This window comes from Xenorhabdus griffiniae, from assembly GCF_037265215.1.
GTDB lineage: Bacteria > Pseudomonadota > Gammaproteobacteria > Enterobacterales > Enterobacteriaceae > Xenorhabdus > Xenorhabdus griffiniae.
In genome coordinates this window covers 2,506,466-2,531,496 of record NZ_CP147737.1, presented here as the reverse complement: position 1 = coordinate 2,531,496, position 25,031 = coordinate 2,506,466, and the positions used below count along the sequence as shown (strand labels likewise).

General features: G+C 43.2%; 13 protein-coding genes and 2 pseudogenes. 12 read left to right on the top strand and 3 right to left on the bottom strand.

What is annotated here, in order from left to right; translation table 11 throughout:
• Nucleotides 1-77 precede the first annotated feature (77 nt).
• From pspA to tyrR, 6 genes and pseudogenes are all read left to right on the top strand, one after another.
• Nucleotides 78-749 carry a phage shock protein PspA gene (gene pspA, locus WDV75_RS10785; protein WP_273558174.1) on the top strand — a complete coding sequence of 224 codons (672 nt, stop codon included), beginning with the start codon at nucleotides 78-80 and terminating at the stop codon, nucleotides 747-749.
• 32 nt (nucleotides 750-781) lie between these two features.
• Nucleotides 782-1,009: an envelope stress response membrane protein PspB gene (gene pspB / locus WDV75_RS10780; protein ID WP_273558173.1), complete on the top strand. Its 228-nt coding sequence runs from the start codon at nucleotides 782-784 to the stop codon at nucleotides 1,007-1,009.
• Nucleotides 1,009-1,371: an envelope stress response membrane protein PspC gene (gene pspC / locus WDV75_RS10775; RefSeq protein WP_273558172.1), complete on the top strand. Its 363-nt coding sequence runs from the start codon at nucleotides 1,009-1,011 to the stop codon at nucleotides 1,369-1,371. The genes pspB and pspC overlap by 1 nt, the downstream gene beginning before the upstream one ends.
• Before the next feature lie 121 nt (nucleotides 1,372-1,492).
• Nucleotides 1,493-2,890 (top strand): annotated as a pseudogene (locus WDV75_RS10770) (YcjX family protein).
• A complete protein-coding gene (locus tag WDV75_RS10765) occupies nucleotides 2,887-3,963 on the top strand; it encodes a YcjF family protein (RefSeq protein ID WP_273558171.1) in 1,077 nt (358 codons plus the stop codon). Before WDV75_RS10770 ends, WDV75_RS10765 begins: the two are co-directional and overlap by 4 nt.
• 137 nt (nucleotides 3,964-4,100) lie before the next feature.
• The gene (gene tyrR / locus WDV75_RS10760) at nucleotides 4,101-5,693 is read left to right on the top strand and encodes a transcriptional regulator TyrR (protein WP_273558170.1); all 1,593 of its coding nucleotides are present in this window, start codon (nucleotides 4,101-4,103) and stop codon (nucleotides 5,691-5,693) included.
• A 126-nt stretch (nucleotides 5,694-5,819) separates the two neighbouring features.
• Here tyrR and tpx read toward each other — a convergent pair whose 3' ends face one another.
• Complete coding sequence (tpx, locus tag WDV75_RS10755) at nucleotides 5,820-6,323, bottom strand: thiol peroxidase (protein ID WP_273558169.1); 504 nt, start codon at nucleotides 6,321-6,323, stop codon at nucleotides 5,820-5,822.
• A gap of 292 nt (nucleotides 6,324-6,615) precedes the next feature.
• Here tpx and zntB point away from each other — a divergent pair, with 292 nt between their 5' ends.
• Complete coding sequence (gene zntB / locus WDV75_RS10750; protein WP_273558168.1) at nucleotides 6,616-7,599, top strand: zinc transporter ZntB; 984 nt, start codon at nucleotides 6,616-6,618, stop codon at nucleotides 7,597-7,599.
• Between the two features lie 211 nt (nucleotides 7,600-7,810).
• Here the strand turns inward: zntB and ttcA are convergent, their stop codons facing one another.
• On the bottom strand, nucleotides 7,811-8,704 hold the full coding sequence (ttcA, locus tag WDV75_RS10745) for a tRNA 2-thiocytidine(32) synthetase TtcA (RefSeq protein ID WP_189761323.1): 894 nt from the start codon (nucleotides 8,702-8,704) through the stop codon (nucleotides 7,811-7,813).
• A 336-nt stretch (nucleotides 8,705-9,040) separates the two neighbouring features.
• A pseudogene (locus WDV75_RS10740) lies at nucleotides 9,041-20,569 on the bottom strand (amino acid adenylation domain-containing protein); the annotation flags it as partial.
• Nucleotides 20,570-21,570: 1,001 nt separating this feature from the next.
• On the opposite strand from WDV75_RS10740, the gene WDV75_RS10735 reads away from it, so the two are divergent.
• The 5 genes from WDV75_RS10735 to WDV75_RS10715 all read left to right on the top strand — a co-directional run bounded on the left by WDV75_RS10735 (nucleotide 21,571) and on the right by WDV75_RS10715 (nucleotide 25,018).
• A complete protein-coding gene (locus tag WDV75_RS10735) occupies nucleotides 21,571-21,903 on the top strand; it encodes a DMT family transporter (RefSeq protein ID WP_273558167.1) in 333 nt (110 codons plus the stop codon).
• Nucleotides 21,904-22,041: 138 nt separating this feature from the next.
• Complete coding sequence (locus WDV75_RS10730; protein WP_273558166.1) at nucleotides 22,042-22,320, top strand: DUF333 domain-containing protein; 279 nt, start codon at nucleotides 22,042-22,044, stop codon at nucleotides 22,318-22,320.
• 84 nt (nucleotides 22,321-22,404) lie between these two features.
• On the top strand, nucleotides 22,405-22,545 hold the full coding sequence (tnpA, locus tag WDV75_RS10725) for an IS66 family insertion sequence element accessory protein TnpA (RefSeq protein WP_273558165.1): 141 nt from the start codon (nucleotides 22,405-22,407) through the stop codon (nucleotides 22,543-22,545).
• A 659-nt stretch (nucleotides 22,546-23,204) separates the two neighbouring features.
• Nucleotides 23,205-23,330 carry a hypothetical protein gene (locus WDV75_RS10720; RefSeq protein ID WP_273558164.1) on the top strand — a complete coding sequence of 42 codons (126 nt, stop codon included), beginning with the start codon at nucleotides 23,205-23,207 and terminating at the stop codon, nucleotides 23,328-23,330.
• Between the two features lie 101 nt (nucleotides 23,331-23,431).
• Nucleotides 23,432-25,018 carry an AMP-binding protein gene (locus WDV75_RS10715; RefSeq protein ID WP_273558163.1) on the top strand — a complete coding sequence of 529 codons (1,587 nt, stop codon included), beginning with the start codon at nucleotides 23,432-23,434 and terminating at the stop codon, nucleotides 25,016-25,018.
• Nucleotides 25,019-25,031: the final 13 nt, after the last annotated feature.

The following is a 25,031-nucleotide window of genomic DNA, read 5'->3' as shown; positions in this document are numbered from 1 at the left end:
TTACCGTGTATCTTGTTTCCGTTTTAACAATACACAGGCATAACATACATACATTCTAATGAAAGAGGTTTATGACTATGGGTATTTTTTCTCGTTTTGCTGATATCGTGAATGCCAATATCTCTTCTCTGCTGGATAAAGCAGAAGATCCACAGAAAATGATCCGCTTGATGATTCAGGAAATGGAAGACACACTGGTGGAGATCCGTTCGACTTCTGCCCGTACCCTGGCAGAGAAAAAACAGCTTTTGCGCCGCATTAGCATGGGTGAAAACCAAATTGATGGTTGGCAAGAAAAAGCTGAACTGGCATTGAGCAAGGGTAAAGAAGATTTAGCGCGTGCAGCATTGATTGAAAAACAAAAAGTCACTAGCTTAGTTGAATCACTCACACACGAATTATCCATTCTGGATGAGACGCTGGGACGTATTAAAGGCGAAGTGACAGAGCTTGAAAATAAATTGACGGAAGCGCGTGCGAGACAACAATCATTGGCACTGCGTCATCAGGCTGCGGCATCTTCGCGCCAGGTACGCCGTCAGTTAGATAGTGGTAAAATCGATGAGGCAATGGCGCGCTTCGAACAGTTTGAACGTCGGATAGACCATATGGAAGCGGAAGCAGAAGCTTTTGGGCTGGGTAAACAAAAATCACTCGATCAGCAATTTGCAGAATTGAAGGCAGATGATGAAATCAGTGCACAACTAGCGGCCTTGAAAGCTAAAATGAATATCAAAGATTCTCAATGATGACATATGTCATACATAACTAAGGAAAGATAATGGGCTATATATTTCTTGGGATCCCGCTGATCATTTTTGTGCTTTTTGTCTTACCCATCTGGTTGTGGCTGCATTATAGCCACCGCAACAGCAATCAAGATCAGTTAGGGAACAGTGAAATTCAGCGTTTGGAACAGTTGACGGAGAACGCCAGACGTATGCAAGAACGGATCAAAACGTTAGAAGATATCCTCGACGCAGAGCATCCAAATTGGAGACAGTCATAATGTCAAATCAATACCGTCGAAAACTTTACCGTCTGCCAGAGCAGGGGGTAGTTAAAGGAGTTTGTGCCGGACTGGCAGACTATTTTGACGTACCCGCTCCGCTTATTCGTACCATCGCAGTATTATCACTGTTCTTTGGTCTATTTGGCATAACGGTATTGGCTTATATTATCTTGACCTTTGTCATGGATCCCGCACCTGCGGGATATTCAGCAGAGGAAAAGTATAGAGGACCATCAGCACAGAAGATGTTGGACGAAATAGACGACCAATTGAAAGCAAGCGAAGCACGTTTACGTCAAATGGAACGCTATGTGACTTCTGATACTTACAATGTGCGTAGCCGTTTCCGCCAGCTTTGAGTTGTAACCAGACAGTGGATATAGCATGGGATCTGGCTTGTAACATCGGCAAAATTTGCCATTATTTCCGTTGCTACAGGCCAGATGAGACTGATTCACAGTATTCCCATTTAGGAGAAACATGAAACGGTTGCAAAACGAACTGACAGCACTTGTTAATCGTGGTATGGACCGTCATTTGCGACTGGCGGTAACAGGATTAAGTCGCAGTGGAAAGACCGCATTTATTACTTCCTTGGTAAATCAACTTTTGCATGTTCACAGTGGAGCCAGATTACCGCTGTTTTCTGCCGTGCGTGATGGACGCTTGCTTGGCGCAAAGCGGGTGCCACAACGAGATTTTGGGGTGCCTCGTTTTACCTATGATGAAAACATCGCAGAATTGTATGACACTCTCCCTGACTGGCCGACGCCAACCCGTGGTGTAAGTGAAATACGTTTAGCGTTGCGCTATCGTTCGGAAGATTCCCTGTTTCGCTACCTCAAAGAAACTTCTACCCTTTATTTAGAAATTGTCGATTATCCGGGCGAATGGTTATTGGATTTACCCATGCTGGAACAAAATTATCTGGCATGGTCACGGCATATGTATGGATTACTGAAAGGAGAAAGAGCGAATTGGGCTAAGCCATGGTTAGCGTTATGCTAGCAATGTGATCCACTGGCACCTGTTGATGAAAATTTACTGGCCAAAATCGCTCAGGCTTATACGGATTACCTGCATCAATGTAAACAGCAAGGTTTGCATTTTATCCAACCTGGCCGTTTTATCTTGCCGGGTGATTTGGCGGGAGCACCCGCGCTGCAATTTTTCCCGTGGCCGGATATTGACAGCATCGGAGAGCCACAACTGGCAAAGGCGGATAAACATACCAACATTGGCATGTTGCGTGAGCGTTTTGCTTATTACTGTGATCATATCGTTAAGGCCTTCTATAAAGAGCATTTTCTGCGTTTTGATCGGCAAATTGTGCTGGTGGATTGCTTGCAACCATTAAATAGTGGCCCGCAAGCTTTCAATGACATGCGACTTGCATTAACACAACTTATGCAGAGTTTTCATTATGGTAAACGAACATTGTTTCGTCGTTTATTTTCGCCTTGCATCGATAAGTTGCTGTTTGCTGCCAGCAAAGCAGATCATATTACGTCAGATCAACATGCCAATCTCGTTTCACTCTTACAGCATTTGGTACAGGAAGCATGGCAAAATGCGGCGTTTGAAGGGATCAGCATGGATTGTGTAGGGCTTGCATCTGTTCAGGCAACAGAGAGCGGCATTGTCATGCATAAAGGCGAAAAAATCCCTGCCATCAAAGGCAATCGCTTGTCAGATGATAAGTTATTGACATTTTTTCCTGGTGAAGTGCCACAGCGCTTGCCAAATAGTGAATTCTGGCAGAAACAGGGGTTTAATTTTGAATCATTTCGGCCAAAACAAGCCAATGTCAACACCCCGTTATCCCATATTCGCATGGATAGCGTGATGGAATTTTTATTGGGAGACAAATTAACATGACCGAGCCTTTAAAACCGCGAATGGATTTTGACGATCTTACACAAACAGCGTCTGAGCCATCACTAAAAGCAAAAAAAGAATTTATTGGGCAGGAAGAAGAATTCTATTCGGTTATGTCAGAGCGGGAAGCGGAGGAGAAGGAAAGCGAATTTGAAGGTGCAGTGTATGCTGCGCTGAAACCAAAACGTAGTTTCTGGCGAAAAGTTTTTATCAGTGCTGTCCTGTTATTGGGGATGAGTGTTGTTGCCCAATGTATTCAGTGGATCTACCAGGCATGGCGGCAACATGACTGGATTGCACTGGGGATCGCAGCAGCAGGCAGTATGATTGTGTTTGCGGGAATAGGCAGCGTGATAAAAGAATGGCGGCGTCTTCACCATTTACGGCAGCGTACAGAAGAGCGAGACATGGCGAAAACGCTATTGCAAAGTCATGGCATTGGCAAGGGGAGGCAATTTTGTGAAAAATTAGCAGAACAGGCTGGCATTGAACGACAACATCCGGCATTACAGCGTTGGCAGGCAGCCGTGCATGAGACGCACAATGATCGTGAAATTGTCATGCTATACAGTCAATTAGTTCAGCCTGTCCTGGATACGCAAGCCAGGCAAGAGATCAGTCGCTCAGCTGCGGAATCGGCTCTGATGATCGCTGTCAGTCCATTGGCTATCGTAGATATGGCTTTTATTGCCTGGAGAAACATTCGGCTCATTAATCGTATTGCAGCGCTTTATGGTATCGAGTTAGGTTATTTCAGCCGTATTCGCTTATTTCGGTTAGTATTGCTGAATATTGCCTTTGCAGGAGCCTCAGAGTTAGTCAGGGAAGTGGGTATGGACTGGTTGTCACAAGATATTGCGGCTCGCCTTTCTGCGCGTGCCGCACAAGGGATTGGTGCAGGGTTGCTGACAGCCCGTTTGGGCATCAAGGCAATGGAATTGTGTCGGCCTTTGCCGTGGATTGATGGAGATAAACCGAAGTTAGGCGATTTTCGTCACCAATTACTTGCTCAGCTTAAAAGTACGTTACCAATGAAAAACAAAAGCACAGCCAAAGAGGCAATAAAAAAGTAAGCAAATTAATAACAACTGTCATACCAGCTTGACATCTTATTTTCTTGTAAACTTTTGCTGACAAGGGCTTCATCTATTGGATAGTAACGGGTAACATTTCAGGCAGTTAAGAACATCGTGTCAATAAGGTCAGAAAAATGCGATTGGAAGTTACTTGTCAGGATCGAATTGGGTTAACCCGCGAGTTACTTGATTTACTGGTTTTACGAAATATTGACCTGAAAGGAATTGAAATTTCTCCTGCATGTCGTATTTACCTTAATTTCACTCAAATTGATTTCAATATCTTTCGGGAGTTGATGGCAGAAATTCGCCGTATCAATGGCGTCATTGATGTCAGGACAGTTGCCTTTATGCCATCAGAGAAAGAGCATCGGGCGATGTGGACACTGTTGGAATCGATTCCCGACCCCATCTTTTCTATTGACATGAAAGGCAATGTTGAACTGGTTAACTCTGCGGCTTTGGCACTGTTTGGTGTCAGTAAAGAAAAAATTAGCCAAAAAAACATTAGCCATCTGATTAACAATTACAATTTCCTTCGCTGGCTTGAAAGTGAGCATCATCAACCCCATTCAGCACAACTCTCCATCAAAGAGCAAAAGTATGGGATGGATATTATTCCTATGCAATTAACGGATGAAAATCAAGTTGTCAGATGTGCAGGGGCGGTAATTATGCTGCGTTCTGGTGAACATCAGCCAACGGGGCATATTGAATCATCCCGCAAAAAATTAACCGTAAGTGATGATAATGCTTTTGAACAGATTATTGCTGTCAGTCCTAAAATGGTTCATATCGTTGAGCAAGCCCGTAAGATGGCAATGCTCGATGTTCCCTTGCTGCTTGTTGGTGAAACAGGAACAGGAAAAGATGAATTTGCTAAAGCCTGTCATTTGCGCAGTGCAAGGGGAAAACAGCCTTTTCTTGGGCTAAATTGTGCTTCTATGCCGGATGATGTTGTAGAAAGTGAACTGTTTGGTTATGCGGCGGGAGCCTACCCCAATGCATTGGAAGGTAAAAAAGGATTCTTTGAACAGGCTAATGGCGGTACGGTTTTGCTAGATGAAATTGGTGAAATGTCGCCACAGATGCAGACTAAATTACTGCGTTTCTTGAATGATGGAACATTTCGTCGTGTAGGTGAAGAGAATGAAGTTAAAGTAAACGTCAGGATCATTTGCGCCACGCAGAAAAACTTAATGGAGTTGGTACAAAAAGGGGCGTTTCGGGAAGATCTCTACTATCGGCTGAATGTCTTAACCATCACATTACCGCCTTTGCGGGAACGTCAGGCGGATATCATGCCATTGGCAGACTATTTTGTAACACGATTTGCGCAAGAACAGGGCTTACATAAGCCTAAATTCTCTGCTGATTTAGAGCAATTTTTGTGTGGTTACCATTGGCCAGGCAATGTCAGACAGCTTCGTAATGCGATATATCAGGCTTTGACTCAACTTGAGAGTAACAAACTTAGCCCGCAGGATATCCGGCTGCCCGAACTAGAAGCTGAGGTAACATTTAATGAAGATATTTTGGTGGGATCTTTGGATGAAATCAGCAAGCGTTTTGAACGCTCTGTGCTGACACGTCTTTATCGTCATTACCCCAGTACGCGTAAGCTGGCAAAACGGCTTGGTGTTTCTCACACGGCAATCGCCAATAAATTACGTGAATATGGTCTGAATGGTAAAAAACACTTAGTTGAACATGAAGACGGTGAATAATAACTGAAGTATTACGGCTTTTAACAATATCTTATATATGAAATAAGCTGGCGACGATAAAATGATAAATGGTGATTTTATCGTCGCCAGGCAATAAGATTTAAACACTAAACCTTAAAAAAACAATTACTTCAATGCGGCTAACGCGCTGTCATAGTCAGGTTCATTGGTGATTTCATCAACCAACTGGCTATAAATAACTTGATTATTTTCATCCAGAACAACAACAGCGCGTGCAGTCAGTCCACCCAACGGGCCTTCGCTGATTGCAACGCCGTAATCTTCCTGAAATTTCCCGCCACGCAGTGTAGAAAGAGTGACAACATTAGACAGACCTTCAGAACCACAGAAACGAGACTGCGCGAAAGGCAAATCCGCTGAAATGCACAGCACAACAGTATTATCTAATTCGCTGGCAAGTTGGTTGAACTTACGGACAGATGTGGCACAAACACCGGTGTCAATGCTTGGGAAGATATTAAGCACTTTACGTTTACCTGCGTAATGGCTCAATGTTACATCAGCGAGATCTTTAGCAACTAGCGTGAATTCTTTTGCTGCCTGACCTGCTTGTGGAAAATCTCCATTAACGGTGATATCACCACCTTGAAACTTGACTGTTTGTGTCATGATTTAATCTCTCTATAAAGTAAACTATGCCGCCAGTGTAAAGGAATAGTGCGATCTTGCCCACAAAAAGAAATAAAATATTCATCCTTCTTTTAATTAACAATATCTTATAATTTATTTATCAAAAAAATACCGTATTGAAGAAAGTCACTATACCAATGGTCGGTGGATCAAATCGTGGTTAAAAGGATACCCGATCACTAATCCTGAAGATATCGCCTATAGTCATATCCTGTAACACAATTGAGCATGAAGAGTAAGCGCGAAATTTAAGTACAAATAAGGAGCAGATGTGGAAGCTATCTATGGCTCGGTATTTAAAGGTTCAAATGCAATTTATGCCTGTCAATTAAATGGCAAGGGAGGTGTTACCGCATTTGGGGATAATTCACTCGTAACCGCAGAGCAACCAGTGTGGCAACATCTTGATTATAAAAATCCGGCTAGCCATCAATGGATTATGAATACAACCTTGCTACCGTTCCCAGTAAAGGAGGGGTTAGTGAGTGATAATATCCGTCCAAAGGTCGTGCGCACAGGTGAAGGAACTTTGATTACCTTGAGATCGGTGAACCGTAATGATAATGCGCGTCCCGATCATCTGGTTTCATTTCGCATCTATATTAATGACAAAATTATTATCTCCAGCCGGCATCGAAAAATTCATTCCATCGATCAGGTCTTGGCTGATTTGCATAACGGTGTTGGTGCGAAAAGTACAGGGAATTGGTTGGTAGAAATAGCGGGGGCCATTACTGATGAAGCCAATGATTTTATTGAAGAGCTACATGACAACTTGATTGAGTTTGAAGATGATATTTTGGAGCAGAAAGTTCCTGGCCGCGGAGAATTAGTATTACTGCGTAAACAGCTAATCGTTCTGCGCCGATATATGGCACCACAGCGGGATATTTTTATCCGTTTGGCCAGTGAAAAATTGCCTTGGATGAATGATGAAGAGCGCCGTTTAATGCAGGAGATTGCTGATCGGTTGGGTAGGGGAATAGATGATCTTGATGGTTGTATTGCCCGAACCGCAGTTCTTGCTGATGAAATCACGTCCATGATGGCGGATGCCATGAACCGCCGTACTTACATGATGTCTCTATTGGCGATGGTATTCTTGCCAACCACCTTTTTGACTGGATTGTTCGGTGTCAACTTGGGCGGAATACCCGGTAATGAGTATCGGTTTGGGTTTGGTTTGTTCACGCTTTTGTTGTCACTATTAATGGTGGCTTTTGCGTGGTGGTTAAGGCGAAGCAAATGGCTATAGGATTTGAGATAAATCAATGATTGGTTGCCATAATTAAGGCATCATAGTTTCCGCAGGTGAATACAGCGTTGAACGTTGTGCTCCATAATTGTAGTTTTTCTCATATTGAGTTTTACACAGAATAATTGCTCATTAATTATGCCGATACTTGTTTTAGTATCGGCTATTTTTTTGACGGAGTTTAAGCCACCTGTACCAAAACTGCTTAGTTTTAAATGTTTGTCACATCGATAAACAGTGATTCATTAATATTCGTTGACGATACCACTGCTTCGTTAAAAGCATACTCTTCCCTTTCTCCCTCACGATGCAATGGCAAGTTGACAAAATCGAAAATCGTTTTGTCTGCCAGTTGGCTTGGGCTAACATTCTGAATAGACTTAAAAATATTCTCCACTCGGCCTGGTGTTTTCTTATCCCAATCTACTAGCATTGCTTTGATCGCCTGTCGCTGTAAGTTTTCTTGGGAACCACATAAGTTGCAAGGAATGATTGGGAATTTTTTGCTTTCCGCATACTCAATCAGGTCTGTTTCCCTGCAATATGCCAGCGGCCTGATGACAACATTACGGCCATCGTCAGAGCGTAATTTTGGCGGCATCGCTTTCATACGTGCGCCATGGAACATATTCAGGAACAGCGTTTCAACGATGTCATCAAGATGATGTCCCAGCGCAATTTTTGTTGCCCCGATTTTTTCTGCAAAAGAATAGAGGGTGCCGCGACGTAGTCTTGAACACAATCCGCAGGTAGTTTTGCCTTCAGGAATTTTCTCTTTAACAACAGAATAGGTATCTTTATCAACAATGTAGTATGGAATATCCAGGCTTTCAAAATATTGGGGTAAAATGTGTTCAGGGAAGCCAGGCTGTTTCTGATCAAGGTTTACTGCAACGACTTTGAATTTTATTGGTGCCGCTTTTTGCAGATTCAACAGAATATCTAACATCGCGAATGAATCCTTGCCGCCACTAATACATGCCATTACAACATCGTTATCTTCAATCATATTGTAATCAATGATGGCATTACCAACGTTTCTCCGCAGGCGTTTCTGGAGTTTGTTGAATTCAAGTGTCTCTTTTCTCGTATCTTTTTGATTCATTGCGACTTCTCACATTGCCGATTAATTGGCTGTAGATTTTCTATACGGATCCTTTGCAGGAGGGGGATTATACGGATTTTTCTTTTTGTTTGAAACATGTCTGTGTCCAACCGATTTCAGCCATATATCGAGCAGTGTTATAAAAAAGCACGGTAGTGATAAGGATGCCGCTGATGTCGGTTGGAAAAATATTCACAGTTGGTTTTATACCAATCGTTTTAATATCTCCCCGCGTAGCGGGGAGAAATCAAACGCATCTTGAAGTTAGATTGGTATATATTTCTAATAATAAAGATGTAAAAAAATAAGGCCAGCAATACTGGCCTTGTTCAGTTACTCTATATTGATATCATCCTTATTTGATAATGTGTTAATTATTTCTGCACTGATAATGGAAACAGACTCAATAATATTCTCGTGATAACAATCATCAATCAACTTAATGACTAATGGATGGGTTGACCATTGTGAAATATTATTATCTGGTATTTTGATTATCAGTCGACTCATAGTAAGTCCTGTTTCTTCTTTATGATGTGGGTTTATTTTACCCGCTTTAAATAAAGTGATATTTGTATGTGATAATTTTCCGCTTAAATGACAGTCTGCTATTCTAGACTCAAAAGGTATTGCTTCTAATACCTTATTGATATAAGTTTCGCTTGCTCCCATTTCCTGTAACTTTTTGATAACCTTGTTATATGCATTTGATATATCTAATTTATTTCTAAGTTTTCTTATCTCATCATTATTGATGACGGTATCTAATAGAAACAACTGAATCTCTTTTGCACCAAGTTGTTCCAATTGAAATGCAATCTCTATCGCTAATTGTCCTCCTAATGACCAGCCTAGAATACGGATAGGTTTATCAATGGAAGTTTCAGTCAAGATTAATTTCATGTAGATCTGTGCTATCTGTTGTAATGAATCGATTTTATGCTCTGTGGAAAGATTGTAATTATCGATACCGATGCAGTTATACGTATCAGATAAAGCATTTGCCAGAGGCTCATAGACTTCACTACCGCAATTAACTGCATGGATCATAAACAGTTTATTGCTTGCGGTTGATTCGGGTGTTAAGAAATTAAGTAAATTAGATGTAGCGCTACCGGCTTCCAACCATTGGGATAACAAGGAAATGCATTTGTAGCTAAATAGAATATTTAAAGGAATATCAACGTTTATTTCATTACGTATTGCTGTAGTTAATTTAATCGCTATGAGGGAATTACCACCAATGCGGAAGAAGTTATCTTCAATACCTACCCGTTCCAAACCCAAAACTTCCTGCCAAATAGCACATAACTGAGTTTCTAAGGCATTACGGGGCGCAATATAGTTGTCACTTTTACCCCATACCGGTGTTGGCAGGGCGTGGCGATCCAGCTTGCCGTTGAGGGTTAAGGGTACGGATTCAATACGGGTAAAGTTGGCGGGCAGCATATAGTCTGGCAAGCGGGTGGAAAGATACCGAACCAAGGTATCATCGGGCAGCACACCATCGGTGACCAGATACGCCACCAGTATTTGATCCCCTTTGTGCTTATGGTCAATCACCACCGCCTGTTTAACTTGTGGGTGTGAAGTCAGGACGTTTTCGATTTCCCCCAATTCGATACGATAGCCCCGGATTTTAACCTGAAAATCATTGCGCCCCAGATATTCCAGCTCCCCGTTCGGTAGCCAGCGGACTAAGTCGCCGGTTTTGTACAAACGGGTATAGCCACAGACTTTATCTGCTTCTGACGCAAACGGGTTCTTAACAAAACGTTCAGCGGTGAGTTCAGGCCGGTTTAAATACCCCCGTGCCAGTCCGGCACCGCCAATATACAATTCGCCTGGTGTGCCAATAGGAGATGGATGACCTTGTTGGTCAATAACATAGAGACGAACATTATTGATGGCCTTACCGATATTGCGGGCAATCTCCCCGGATTGGTAGTGCTTGCCGCTGGCACAAACGGTCACTTCGGTCGGGCCGTACGCATTCAGTACCTCGCAGTGATGACTGAAATGGTCCAGAAAGTCTAAGGACGGGGCTTCTCCCGCGGTCACCAATAACTGCAAAGAGGGCAATTCAGTGCCAATTAACACTTTTAATATGGCTGGGGGTAAGGTGGCTAATTCAATGCTTTCGCGCTGGATCAATTGTGCAACGGCCGGCGCATTGCGCTCTGTTTCACTGCACAGATAGACCGTCAGGCCATGCAGTAAACTGACAAACAGTTCAGAAACCGAGGCATCAAAGACATAAGCCGCAAACATTAAGGCTTTTTTGCGCTTTGTGATATCAAACAGGACTGCCTGCGCCGCCACCAGATGGGCCACATTTTTATGCTCAATCATGACGCCTTTTGGCTGCCCCGTGGTGCCTGAGGTGTAGATGATATAGGCTAGATCGGCAGGTTTATTGACGGATGCCAAATTTTCCACTGATTGATCTCTGGTGAGGGTTTGGTCATCTGCCGCTATCCGTATCGGCGGCGCTGCCCGTGCCTGAGCATATTCCGCCAGTGTTGTCAGATAGTGTTGCTGGGTGAGGACACACGGGCTTTGGGTGTCTTGCAGAATAAACTGCACCCGCTCCGGCGGATAGGCCGGGGAAATCGGCACATACGCACCGCCGGCTTTCAGCACTGCCAGAATACTGATGACCATCTCCAGACTGCGGTCGAGATAGAGGGCGATGGGGGTATCTGCGGGCAGAGGGGCATTTTTATGTTGCTGATAATGTTCACGAATGATCCGGGCTAACTGATTGGCCCGTTGGTTTAATTGCTGATAGGTCAGGGTTTCCCCTTCAAATACCAGTGCCACATTATCCGGCGTCTTTTCTGCCTGTACTTCAAAGAGCTGCTGCAAGGTTTTCTCTTGCGGGTAAGGCGCATCGGTCTGGTTCCAGGTGTGCAGTAGGGTATGGCGCTCCGAGTCCGACAGGATAGCAATCCCCGCCAGCGATTGTTGTGGGTCTGTCACGAAGGCGGCCAGCACCCGTTGGTAGATAGCGGCCAGCCGTGCCATGGTGGTGTCGTTAAACAGGCTAACCGCGTAATTCAGGTTGCCTGTAATAGCGGGTTGTCCCTCGGACAGAAACAGGCTCAGGTCAAATTTGGCCGGACTGTATAGGGATTCATCTAATGTCACCGGCTGAAACGGCAGCCTGGCTTCATCTGGCCGGTGCTCCCCAACACGGTGTAAGCCAAACATCACCTGAAAAATGGGATGACGGGCGGGGTCACGCTCAATTGCCAAAGCGTCAAGCAGTTGTTCAAACGGCATGTCCTGATGCGCTTTGGCATCGGCAAGCAACTGATGAATTTGTTGAATCAGGGTGGCGACACTGTCTGTCAGCACAAGTTGTACCCGCAAGACCAGAGAGTTGACAAACATCCCTATCAGCGCTTGGGTTTGGGCGTGGTGCCGGTTATCAGTTGGTGTGCCCAGTACGATATCGTTTTGGCCGGATAGTTTTGCCAGCGTGACATAAAAGCCACTGAGCAGCACGGTATACAGGGTGGTTTCCTGCTCTTTTGCCAGCATTCTGAGCTGGTCAGAAAGGGCGGTATCTAGCGTGAAATTGAAGTCCCGTCCCTGATAACGGACCTGAGCGGGTCTGGGGGAGTCTGTTGGCAGGGCCAGGGTTTCGTAATGGGCTAAAGTCTGTCGCCAGTAAGCGAGCTGGCGTTCACGCACATCGCCCTGTAAATATTCCCGCTGCCAGGCGGCATAATCGCCATAGGTGATATCCAGAACAGGCAACGGGCTGTCACGGCCGGCTAACAAGGCTGGGTAAATCTCGGCCAGTTCACGCATAAAAATGTCGATGCCCCAGCCATCAATGGCGATATGGTGCCATAACATCAGGAAGTAATGTTTATCGGCCAGGGTATAGTGACGGAGACGCAGGCTGGGTTCGGTGGTCAAATCAAATGGCGTGGCTATCTCAGTGCGTACGGTATCCAGAAGCGTGTCAATATCATCACAGGGCGCGACTGACCGGATAACCAACGGCCTGTCCAGTATTTGTTGGTAGTTCTGTCCGTCATCATGATGGGGGTATACCGTTCTTATCACGGCATGGCGCTGCGCTAATCGGTTAATGGCGGTTTCTAACACAGGCAGACAGGCGGCATTATCCAGTTGAACCAGACAGGGAATATGGTAGGCATCGGTGCCCTGTTCAAACTGCTCGATAAACAGCATTCGCTCCTGAGCAAAGGATAAGGGGTAGTGCGCCAATTTGCGATGAGGGATAACCGTATTGGTGGGTTGTCCCATTTGGTTCGCCAGGCTGGCGATGGTTTTGTGTTCAAAGAGTTGCGTCAATGAAACCGCAAGCCCAAGGGTGTGGTGAATTGCGGCCGTCAGCTTAATCGCGGTCAGGGAATTGCCGCCGATACGGAAGAAGTTATCTTCAATCCCAATTCTCTCCAGCCCCAATACCTCCTGCCAGATAGCGCATAACTGAGTTTCTAAGGCATTACGGGGCGCGAGATAACTGTCGCGATCACCCCATACCGGTGCTGGCAGGGCACGGCGGTCCAGTTTACCGTTGAGGGTTAAGGGTATGGATTCAATACGGGTAAAACTGGCCGGCAGCATATAGTCCGGCAGGCGAAGAGAAAGGTGTGTCATTAGGGCATCATCCGATACCTCACCCGCCGTAACCAGATACGCCACCAGCACTTGATTGCCTCGATGCTTATGGTCAGTCACCACCGCCTGTTTAACTTGCGGATGCGAGGCAAGGGCCGTTTCAATTTCTCCCAATTCGATACGATAGCCCCGGATTTTAACCTGAAAATCATTGCGCCCCAGATATTCCAGCTCCCCATTCGGCAGCCAGCGGACTAAATCACCGGTTTTGTACAAACGGGTATAGCCCCGGGCTTTATCTGCTTCTGAGGCAAACGGGTTCTCAACAAAACGTTCAGCGGTGAGTTCAGGCCGGTTTAAATACCCTCGTGCCAGTCCGGCACCGCCGATATATAACTCACCCGTCGCGCCGATAGGAGATAAGTTACCTTGTTTGTCAACGACATACAGACGGGCGTTATTAATGGCTTGGCCAATATTGCGGGCAATCGCCCCGGATTGGTAGTGCTTGCCGCTGGCACAAACGGTCACTTCGGTCGGGCCGTAAGAGTTGAATACATCGCTGTGATGGCTGAAATAGTCAAGAAAATCTAGGGATGGGGCTTCTCCCGCGGTCACCAATAACTGCAAAGAGGGGTACTCAGTGCCGATTAATAACTTCAGTATGGCAGGAGGCAGGGCGGCGATTTCAATACCTTCGCGTTGGATCAGTTGTGCAACGGCCGGCGCATTGCGCTCTGTTTCGCTGCACAGATAGACCGTCAGGCCATGCAGTAAACTGGAAAACAGTTCGAAAACGGAACCATCAAAGACATAAGCCGCAAACATTAGGGCTTTTTTGCGCTTTGTGCTATCAAACAGGACTGCCTGTGCCGCCACCATATGGGCCACATTTTTATGTTCGATCATGACGCCTTTAGGCTGCCCCGTGGTGCCCGAGGTGTAGATGATATAGGCCAGATCGGTAGGTTTATTGACGGATGCCACATTTTCTACGGGCTGGTTTATGGTGATAGTTTGGTCATCTGCCGCTATCCGTGCCTGAGCATATTCCGCCAGTGTTGTCAGATAGCGTTGCTGGGTAAGGACACACGGGCTTTGGGTATCTTGCAGAATAAACTGCACCCGCTCCGGCGGGTATACCGGGGAGATCGGGACATACGCACCACCGGCTTTCAGTACCGCCAGAATACTGATGACCATCTCCAGACTACGATCGAGGTAGAGGGCGATGGGGGTGTCTGCTGGCAGAGGGGCATTTTTATGTTGCTGATAATGTTCACGAATAACCCGGGCTAACTGATTGGCCCGTTGATTTAACTGCCGGTAGGTCAGGGTTTCCCCTTCAAATACCAGTGCCACATTATCCGGCGTCCTTTCTGCCTGTACTTCAAAAAGTTGCTGTACGGTTTTATCTTGCGGGTAAGGGGCATCGGTCTGGTTCCAGGTGTGCAGCAGGGTATAACGCTCTGCTTCACTGAGGAACAAGATGGCGGTATGAAGCTGGTGTGGATCACCGGCCACAGCGTGTAGAATGCGTTCAAACTGATGCAGCAAGCGCTGTGCTTGTTTGTCGGTCAGCCAATCTTCACCATAACTCAATTTAACCGTAAGACAGTTATTCTGCTCATAGGCCATCAGTGATAATGGATAATCGGTTTTTTCTATGGCCTGGCGGAATATCAGGGTGTTTTCAAGAGCGGCCTTATTTTCGCTTGCCACGGGGATAGGGTAGTTTTCAAAGACAAACAGGCTATGGAATAACCGTTCCCCGTCGGATTGCAAACTGGCAAGTGAGACAGCACTGTGGCTGTTGAGCGCAGCGATATCTTTCTGTATAGCTTGTAAAACGCTAATAACACTGCGGTTATTATCCCACTGCACCATTAATGGTAAGGTATTAATATACAGGCCGACGCTGGATTCAATATCGTCTACCGGTACATCGCGCCCGGATACGGTGGTGCCAACAATGGTCTGCTCATCTCCGGTGTAACTGTGCAGTAATTTATGCCAGGCAAATTGCAAGACCACGTTCAGGGTAATACCTTGTGTCCGGCACATATCCTTAAGTTGCGCATAATCGCTCCCCTGCACAGTAAGTGCCTGTTCAGCCGGTTTTTCGATGGTTTTTATCTGCGTCAAGTTAACATGACGATTCAACAGGTTTGACAGATCATTAGTTGCCTGGAAATGTGTTTTACGTTCCGCCCAATACCGCTCAGATTCGGCCAGATGCCCCAAATAATATTGCTGGGTTGCCAGATAAGCTTTCTCCACTACGATCTGAGGCATTTGCCCTTGCACCAGCATGTCGTAATACCCGTGCACAGTTTGTAATAAAATCGGACCACTCCAGCCATCAGTAATCGTGTGGTGTTGGGTTATCAGTACCGTTACCCGTTGTTCACTCGTTTAATTAGGGTAAAGCGGATTAAACCAGGCTGACGTAAATTAAAAGGCAGAGTACGGTCATGTTGTTGGATTGTTTCAATCGCCTTGTTTCGTTCTTCTGCGGGTAAGTGGCTGATATCTTTGCTCTCGAAGTTAGCCAGATTAATACTGGCACCCGTGGTTACAATCTGCAAAATTTCCCCTTCCCAATCAAATGCTGTTCTGAGGATGGGAAAGCGCAGTGAAGCCAGAGACCAGGCTTGTTGATAGGCGGCAGGGTTGAGTGCGGTGTGATAATCCAGCAACAATTGCACACGATAGGCATCATCTTGTGGTTGAGCCAGATGATGATAAATAAATCCCTGCTGCAAACTGGTTGCGGGATACAGAGTTTCCATTTGATAGTTTTGTTGCAAACGCTTTAAGCGTTCGATTGAAACTGCTTTAAATTCATAATCACTGGGTGTTTTCACACTACCCAATTGGGCCTGTTTTTGGCCAGCGGCGATGACACTATTGAGTGCTTGCTCAAAGGCTGTGATAAATATGTGTGTTTGGGCTGACGGTAAACGAGACAATACACTGAATTGCAGTTTTCCTGCCTGAACTGCGCCATTGATATCGAGCAGTAAATGGCTTATGTTCTCGCTGGCAATCATTGAACCACACTCTTCATTGGTCAGTGCCCAATACTGATGGTTCTCACCGCCCAATTGACCAAGGTAGTTAAAACTGATGGCTGGTAAATCCCCTGACAAGTATCCAACCTGACGTAGCGCCCCATAACCGATACCTTTGTTTGGCACGGCACGCAGCATCTCTTTCGTGTGAATAATCGTCTCAGCGATATTGTCCTGCGTTACCAGGCGAACAGGATAGGTGGTTGTAAACCAGCCCACAGTTTCGGAGATATCCACAGCACTGTCGATGGCTTCCCGCCCATGCCCCTCAAGAGTAATGAAGTTGACCGCATGGGAGAACGTTGTCTGCAATGCCAGTGTGAGAGCACTAAGCAGCAAGTCGTTAATTTCCGTGTGATAACCTAGATTAGCCTCATGTAGCAGAATATTTGTCAGTTCAGTTGATAAGCTCAATTGATGCGTGTTGAGTTCTCCCATCAGCGGGTAAATTTTTTCACCCGCCATGACGCCCTGCCAGTAGGGCACTTCATCTTGATGCTGTATGGCATAGCGATAGACAGCAGCAACCCATTGCCGGTAACTGCTGGTTTTCGCTGGCAGCGCTGTTCCCTGTAGCAGCAGGCGTATATCTTCCGCAATAATCCGCCAGGACACGACATCAATAATCAGGTGATGAAATGCGAAGAATAAGCGGGCGCTGCCATCGGCATATCCGGTCAGATGGGCGGCTTGCCACAAAGGCCCCGTACAATAATTAAAGCCACTTTGCCATTGTGTCAGCTGTTGATGATTTAATTCATTGAAATCACAATGCTGTAATGTGGGTAACCAGGGGGATATTTCTGCGGAGTAGCACTGACGATAACCCTGTTCAGTTTTAACAAAATGGACGCGTAACATATCATGTCGCTCAGTCAGTGCGATCAGCGCCTGTTCAATAGCTGCGTGACTGATATTGCCTGGCAGCCGGATCATAAATGCCTGATTCCAATGGTGCGGGCATGGCAGGTTCAGGTTGAAGAAATCTTGCTGGATAGGCAATAAACCAAATTCCCCATGCAATAATCCCTGTTCAGCCACCACAGAGACATGGGATGAAGTTTGTGTCAGCAATTGCGCCAACCGCGCTACCGTTGGTGCTTCAAAAATCGATTTGGCTTGCAGGGAGAAACCGATTTGCCGCAGTTTGGAGACTAACTGGATGCTGACAATCGAGTCGCCACCGATACGGAAGAAATTATCCTCAATACCGATCCGTTCTAATCCTAAGACATCTTGCCAGAGCACACACAATTGGGTTTCCAACTCAGTGCGTGGCGCTATATAACGATCCCGATCTTCCCATACCGGTGCTGGCAAAGCATGGCGGTCGAGCTTGCCGTTGATAGTCAAGGGGATGGCATCAATGCGGGTAAAACTGGCGGGTATCATATACTCCGGCAGGTGGGTTGAGAGATGCGCTATCAAAGTGTCATTGGTCAAGGCTTCGTCTGTGACCAGATAAGCCGCCAGTGCTTTATGGCCTGCATGATCTCGGTCGATCACCACTGCCTGTTTCACTTGCGGATGAGAGGATAAAGTGGTTTCGATTTCACCCAGTTCAATGCGGTAACCACGAATTTTGACCTGAAAATCATGGCGTCCCAGATATTCTAAGTTACCGTCTGGCAGCCAGCGTACCCGATCACCGGTTTTGTACAAACGAGTATAACCACGGGATTTGTCTTCATCTGTGGCAAACGGATTTTCCACAAAATGCTCGGCAGTCAGATCTGGACGATTACGATATCCCCGCGCCAGCCCAGCACCGCCGATATACAACTCTCCAGGGGCGCCGATGGGAGACAGTTTTCCATGATGGTTAAGGACATACAGGCGGGTGTTGTTATGTGCCTTGCCAATCGGAATAATGCCACCAATCTCATTGGTTACCTCAAAGTGAGTGACATCATTTGTCGTTTCTGTGGGGCCATAGAGGTTAATTAAAGTGCTTGAATGACTATTTATAAATCTAAACGCGTTGACATGGGACATCGTCAGCGTTTCCCCGCCACACAGAACGTAACGGATAGTGCGGGGTAACTGCTGTCCTAAGTCCCGTACTGTCTGGCAGAAAGCGCCTAACATGGACGGGACGAATTGCACCACCGTTACGCCAGTTTTCTCTATCAGTTGATATAAGTCCTCCGGCTGTTTATGGGTATCCGGTGAGGGCAGTACGATAGTGCCACCAAAACAGTTAGCTGCAATTAACTCCCAGACTGAAGCGTCAAAGGTATAAGGGATTTGTTGCAGGACTTTATCCGAGGCACTTAATGGGTATTGGGATTGCATCCAACATAAGTGATTGATGACGTTTCGGTGGGTCAACTCAACGCCTTTCGGCTGTCCGGTCGTCCCGGAGGTGTAGATAATGTAGGCCAAATCAGAACTTTTGTTCACTGGCACTAAATTTTCTACTGACTGGCCTTGGGTGACTGTACGGTCATCTGCGGCTATCAGCGTCGGCTGAATTGGCAAAGTGTAAGTATGCTGCTCTAGTGTTGTCAGATAGCGTTGTTGGGTGAGTATACATGGGCTTCCGGTGTCTTCCAGAATAAACTGAACTCGCTCCGGTGGATATTCAGGGGAGATCGGTACATAAGCGCCGCCGGCTTTCAAGACCGCCAGAATACTGACTACCATCTCCAGACTGCGATCGAGGTAGAGAGCGATGGGGGTATCTGCTTGCATCGGTGTATTGCATTGCCGCTGAATGACAACGGCGAGCTGGTTTGCCTGTTCGTTGAGCTGGCGGTAGGTCAGGGTTCTCTCTTCAAACACCAGCGCCACGTTATTCGGTGTTCTTGCTGCCTGTGCCTCAAACAGTTGCTGTAGGATTTTATCCTGTGGGTAAGATGCATCAGTTTGGTTCCAACTGTGCAGCAGGGTATGACGCTCCTGTTCTAATAAAATAGGTAATTCATGGACGAATAAAGAAGGCGTGTTAAGCAAAGCAATCAATAAATTCTGCAATCGTACAAGTAGTTGTTTTACATCTTGCTCACTAAAATATTCCTGTAAATAATCTATCGCTATTGTTAGCTCCTGATCATATCCAAAGTCTTGCAAGCGAAAAACGAGAGGGTCAGTGTTAAACCCGCCATCTACAATATAATGCTGAGCTTGGTTGATTTCAGATGCTGATGCTGAAAGCCTTTCATAGAAGATAAATATATTCGGTAAAGCAATGCCCTGGTTATTAGCCATGCGAATTAAGTGAGAGCGAGGAAATTGGCTGTGGTGATAGCTCTCTTTTAGCGCTAATTCGATTAGCTTAATCTGTTCGGTAACACGGATTGTGTGAGAAACATGGCAATGTACCGGATAAATATTGGTTTGCATCCCTACGACATATTTCTCTGATTTTGTCCTTCTGCCATGAGTAATGGTATTAAATGTTAATTCCTGTTGCCCTGTCAGTTCTGACATCATCATGATGATTAAGCTCGAAAAGACAGCAAGAAAGTTCGTTTTATTTTTTTCGCAAAAGGCAAGCAAATCAGCTTTAATTGAAAACGGTAATGCCAACGTATCGTTACGAGAACCCCTATTTTGATAACAAGGGGTTAATTGATGTATATCGTTTTTTGTTAAAAAATCGCACCAGTATTTTTTGTCTTTTTCGTAACAGGAGGAAATCAGATATTCTTTTGCTTTTTCTATCGTATCTAAATATTGTGGAATTTCTGTTAACCAGGTGGTTGAAGTTTTATTTTTCAGACATGCATATAACTTATGAGCATATTCATGTAACCGAAATAAACCAACCCCATCCATCATAATATGATGGAACTTAGTGAAGAAGTAATATTTCTCGTTGGTAATACGAAGCAATGCAGCCAGGTATAATGGCTCATTTGGAAAGTTAATGGGAATATCTATCTGTTGCTGCATCCAAAGTTTTGCTTTTTTTTCAGGATCAGGTTGCATTGTAAAATCATGGAATATGACTAACTCAATCTCATTCTGATTCTGAACATATTGGGTTGCTTCATTATCTGAATTAATGGATATGCGTAACCTCAGCGTATCAATATGTTGATATAGTAATCGCCAGGCTTGTTGCAGGATGATTATATCAACTTCATCTTCCATTAAGGTATACCAACCCAGGTTATGTAATGGGCTGTTTTCGTGAAAAGTTTGCTCATAAAACACATCCTCTTGAGCGGGATGAAGGTGATATAAGTTCGAATTCAACGAACCTTCAAGTGTTCTCATAGTCAATTATACGAATGCATTCCGTTTACAAGTTATTTGTCATTCATGATACAAATGAGTAGATTTCAGTGTTTGCCTAACCTTAATTTATTTATGTTTTGGCATTAACATAATTTATTACGTTATATCTGATGTTTTATGGTTTTTAACATCAGGTTATTATTTTATTTAATAGGTGTTGGCATAAGCTATCATGGTATCACTACGACTAATCTTGCAATCTTTCAGCATTCTCCCTCATTTAAAATAGCTAATATTGTTTGTCCAAGGGTTTAAATTTTATTTTTTGTCTATTTTAGTGTATATCTTCGACATTTATCCTGTTTCGCGTAGTTTGTTTTTATTTTTTAAAATAGTCATTATTTTTATCCATTATTCCATGTTCATGATTTTATAGTCGCAGTTTTTCAGGTTTCAATAGTGATAGTCATTTGTAGTGAAGTCTATAATATTTTTATCCGTTAGAGTTATATTTTTTAATTACTTATGATCTGGTTTTATTTCTTTATGGTTACCTGTTGGTTTTTAAGTTGCTGTTATAGTGTTTGTATCGCAAAGAAATAATTACCTGATCTTTTCTATATTGAAATGAATAATTTCTTTTAGTCATTTTTGTGATATACCAATCCAACTTCAAGTTGCAATTTACAACACGATATGAAACCCGATTTCTCCCCGCTTCGCGGGGAGAAATCACACGCGTCTTGAAGTGAGATGGGTATAAATAATTTGAAGTGGTTTTTATAGGTGGAAATAATATTGATGCATGTGGATAGATTAATGAAATAATCATTTTTATTTTATTAAATAATTCCTTGTCAAATTTACATTTGATTTTTTCATCATCATTCTTTTTTATAAAGAAAAAACACCTCATTTCGTTAAGGTATTCTGTTTTAAGTTATGGTAGATTAAGCGGTTTTTTTTGAATTTGGTCTGTCTTATAACGTTGGCTTGGTGAGCAAGATGAATGTATGGGGTTATTTGTTTATCGCAATTTTGTCTGAAGTGATAGCGACAACAATGTTAAAAACAGCCGATGGTTTCACTCGCTTAGTGCCGTCTGTTGTTGTGGTGATGGGATATTGCTTATCATTTTGGGCGTTATCACAAGTTGTCAAGGTGATGCCTTTGGGGATTGCTTATGCTGTATGGTCTTGCCTTGGTATAGTTTTAGTCTCTATTGCGGGTATATTTTTGTACCAGCAAAAATTGGATTTACCGGCAATTATCGGTATTCTTCTTATTATTGTCGGTGTTTTAGTCATTAATTTGTTTTCTAAAAGCACAGGGCATTGAGCTATACCAATCTAACTTCAAGTTGCCGCTGGCAAATCAATGTGATTGTTTATATCTCCCGCTACGCGGGGAGATATAAGGCGCATCTGGAAAGGCGATTGGTATATACCCTCATCAGATAAGTAAACGGGAGAAAATATGCGGTTAAAGCGGGGAGTTATCCTTGTCAAATTGTTGCTGGTAGGTGCTATATTGGCAGGTTGCAGCAGCCATCAATCAAGCCGATACAAACACTATCAATATTCTGATCTGGGTATTTATCTGAGTAAAGATGCCAGTGAAAGTTGTTCTGATGCAGGGGGAATTCCGGCATTAACCAAGCAATTGAATGGTCACCAAGTTCCTGTTTGCCAGCTGGCGAACGGTCGTCGTTGTAATGAACAGGCGTTGTTGGATGGTGGGTGTACATCCTTTTAACGTAAGCGCCTAATTAATCCCACATATCCGGCTGATTAATCTTTTGTCATAGTGTGCTCTCTTTTATTGAGAAGGAGAACCACCATGGCATTAACTGAAAAACAACAACATTGGGTAACGGTTACCGAGGTTCAGAAACAGAGCGGTCTGATGGTGACTGCGTTTTGTCGGCACCAGGAGATTAATCTGGCTACGTTTTATTATTGGATAAAACAGCTCCGGTAACAGGCTAATCCCCAGCATCTGCTCCCGGATGGATTTTAAATGAACAATCCTCTTGAAGGAGCACATTTTTAAATTTGGCTAATTTTTTGGTGTCTAAAGCTATTTTTCAACCCTTTGTGCCATGATAAATCTGACGATGCTCTTCACAAATGCTTCAAAAGCAGATTTACGTAACTGATTGTAAAAAAGTCGATAACTAATTTGTTATGGTGTATCGCTCTGACTATTAAATTTCTGATGTAGCCGGACAATAGACGTAATTTTACCTGTGCTGAGGAACAAGGTACTGGGCTTAATATTTCTGACACGTTGGGTAAATCCACACTAAAACGCTATTTTTTGCAAAGAAACGTCATGAAAAAATGGCATAAATTGATGTTTTATAGCGGTGATTGTCACAGGTTTCATCCGTGGTTTTGATGGTTTGTTTGGCGACGATAATCAGATCATAAATGAAGCCTTTTTTATATCTAAAATATACAGTTATCGCTTAAAATTCTGTGTATGAGTATAAGTTAAACACATTGACAACAAGTTGTCTGATTACTTTGACAGCAAGTCATCAGTGTTTTAAGTTGGGTAAAGATGAATTTCTATATTAGAGTTATTTCATCTATATAAATCACCAATATTGAATAATTCGATTTTAAGAGGTACATATGGACAGAAAATCTGATATTCAAAATGTACAAAGTCAAGCTATCAGAGAGATTGAATCTATAGAATTAATTGAAGTATTAGAACAAATTGAAGCAGCAGGATTGGCTTGCTTAAGCTGTTCTTAATATCATTATTAACAGAGGGCAATAATTATGTTGCCCTCTGTTATTTATATATTAACGTGATTAATAATTAAATTTAATAACTAATAGGGTGTTTTGCCTTTATGAAAAATATCTATTTGGAAGAGTCATTGAAAAATGATTATTTGAACTTAACTGACTTTCTTGTTTTCCGTAATATTAGAGAAGGCAGGGGGGGTAATGTAGCTATATCATATAATGGAAAAAATTTTACTTACCAAGAACTATCAGAAAAGATTTCAAAAACATCAAACTATTTTAAATCAATCGGTATAAAGAGTAAAACTAGAGTAATATTATCTATTTCTGATACACCTGCATTCGTAATAAGCTTCTTTGCAATTATAGCATGTGATGCTATGGCTATATTAAGTAATCCCATTAATGAATTGGTAGAACTAAATGATATAATACAAAAAATAAATGCGGAAGTATTAATCATTGACCATGAAATAGAAAAGAAAAGAAAACTATCTCCAGAAATAATCAATGGAATTAGAACTATTTTCACTGGAGACTTCCATTTAAACCCATCTTATTTAGAAATAGCAATAGAAAACCAATCGAATGATTTTTTGATCAGCCATGCAAGTGCTGATAACTATGCATATGCTTTACTTAGTTCGGGTACGACGGGAAGAACTAAAGTAATACCTAGACGTCATCGAGATATTTTACACTGTGCTTATGCTTTTTCTGAAAATGTTTTGCATATGAATTCTACTGATAAAGTGCTAGCAGTTCCTAAACTAACCTTTGGTTATGCATTGGGTGGAGCATTACTATTTAGTTTCATATATGGTGCATCATGTATTCTTTTTAAAGAAAAAACAACATATGTAAAAATCATAGAGTTAACTGAAAGTTTAAATCCAACGATATTTCTTGGAACACCAAGAATGATATCTGAATTACTTAGTGACAATAGGAAAAAAAAGCTAAAGTCTTTGCGTATATCTACTTCTGCTGGAGAGGTTTTATCACCTATTCTTTTAGAAAAGTGGAATAAAGAAATAGGAAGTCCACTTTTAGATGGTTTTGGTTCTACAGAGGTAGGCCACATTTTTATATCTAATACTCAAGAAGATACAAAACCACAGACAGCAGGTAAATGTTTAAGTGGTTTTCAGGTTAAAATAATTGATGAGAAGGGAAATGAAGTTAATGAAAAAGGAATTGGTAGACTTTGTATTCGAGGTCCAAGTGTTGCTTGTGAATATTTAAATGATGTAGAGAGAAGTGAACAATCTTTTAATAACGGTTGGCATGTTAGTAATGACATGTTTAGCATTTATAATGGTTACCTTACATATTTTGGTCGAGCAGATGATATGATCAAAAAAGGCTGTGGTGAATGGATATCTCCTTATGAGATAGAAAATGTGATATTAAAAAATAATGAGGTTTTAGAATGTGCAGTCATTGGGGAAACAAATGAAAATAATGTAATTATATTAAAAGCATGTGTTGTATGTAAAGATAAAGTAATCATATCTCCTTCCCTAGAAGAAAGAATTTTCAATTCAGTAAAAAATAGATGGATTGATTTTCCACATAAGCATATAGAACGAATTGAGTTTATGGATTCTTTACCGCGAAACAGCGCAGGAAAATTACAACGTAATATTTTAGGAGGCCAAACTCTAACTGAATTTTCTTATGATTGTTAAATATTTATTTATC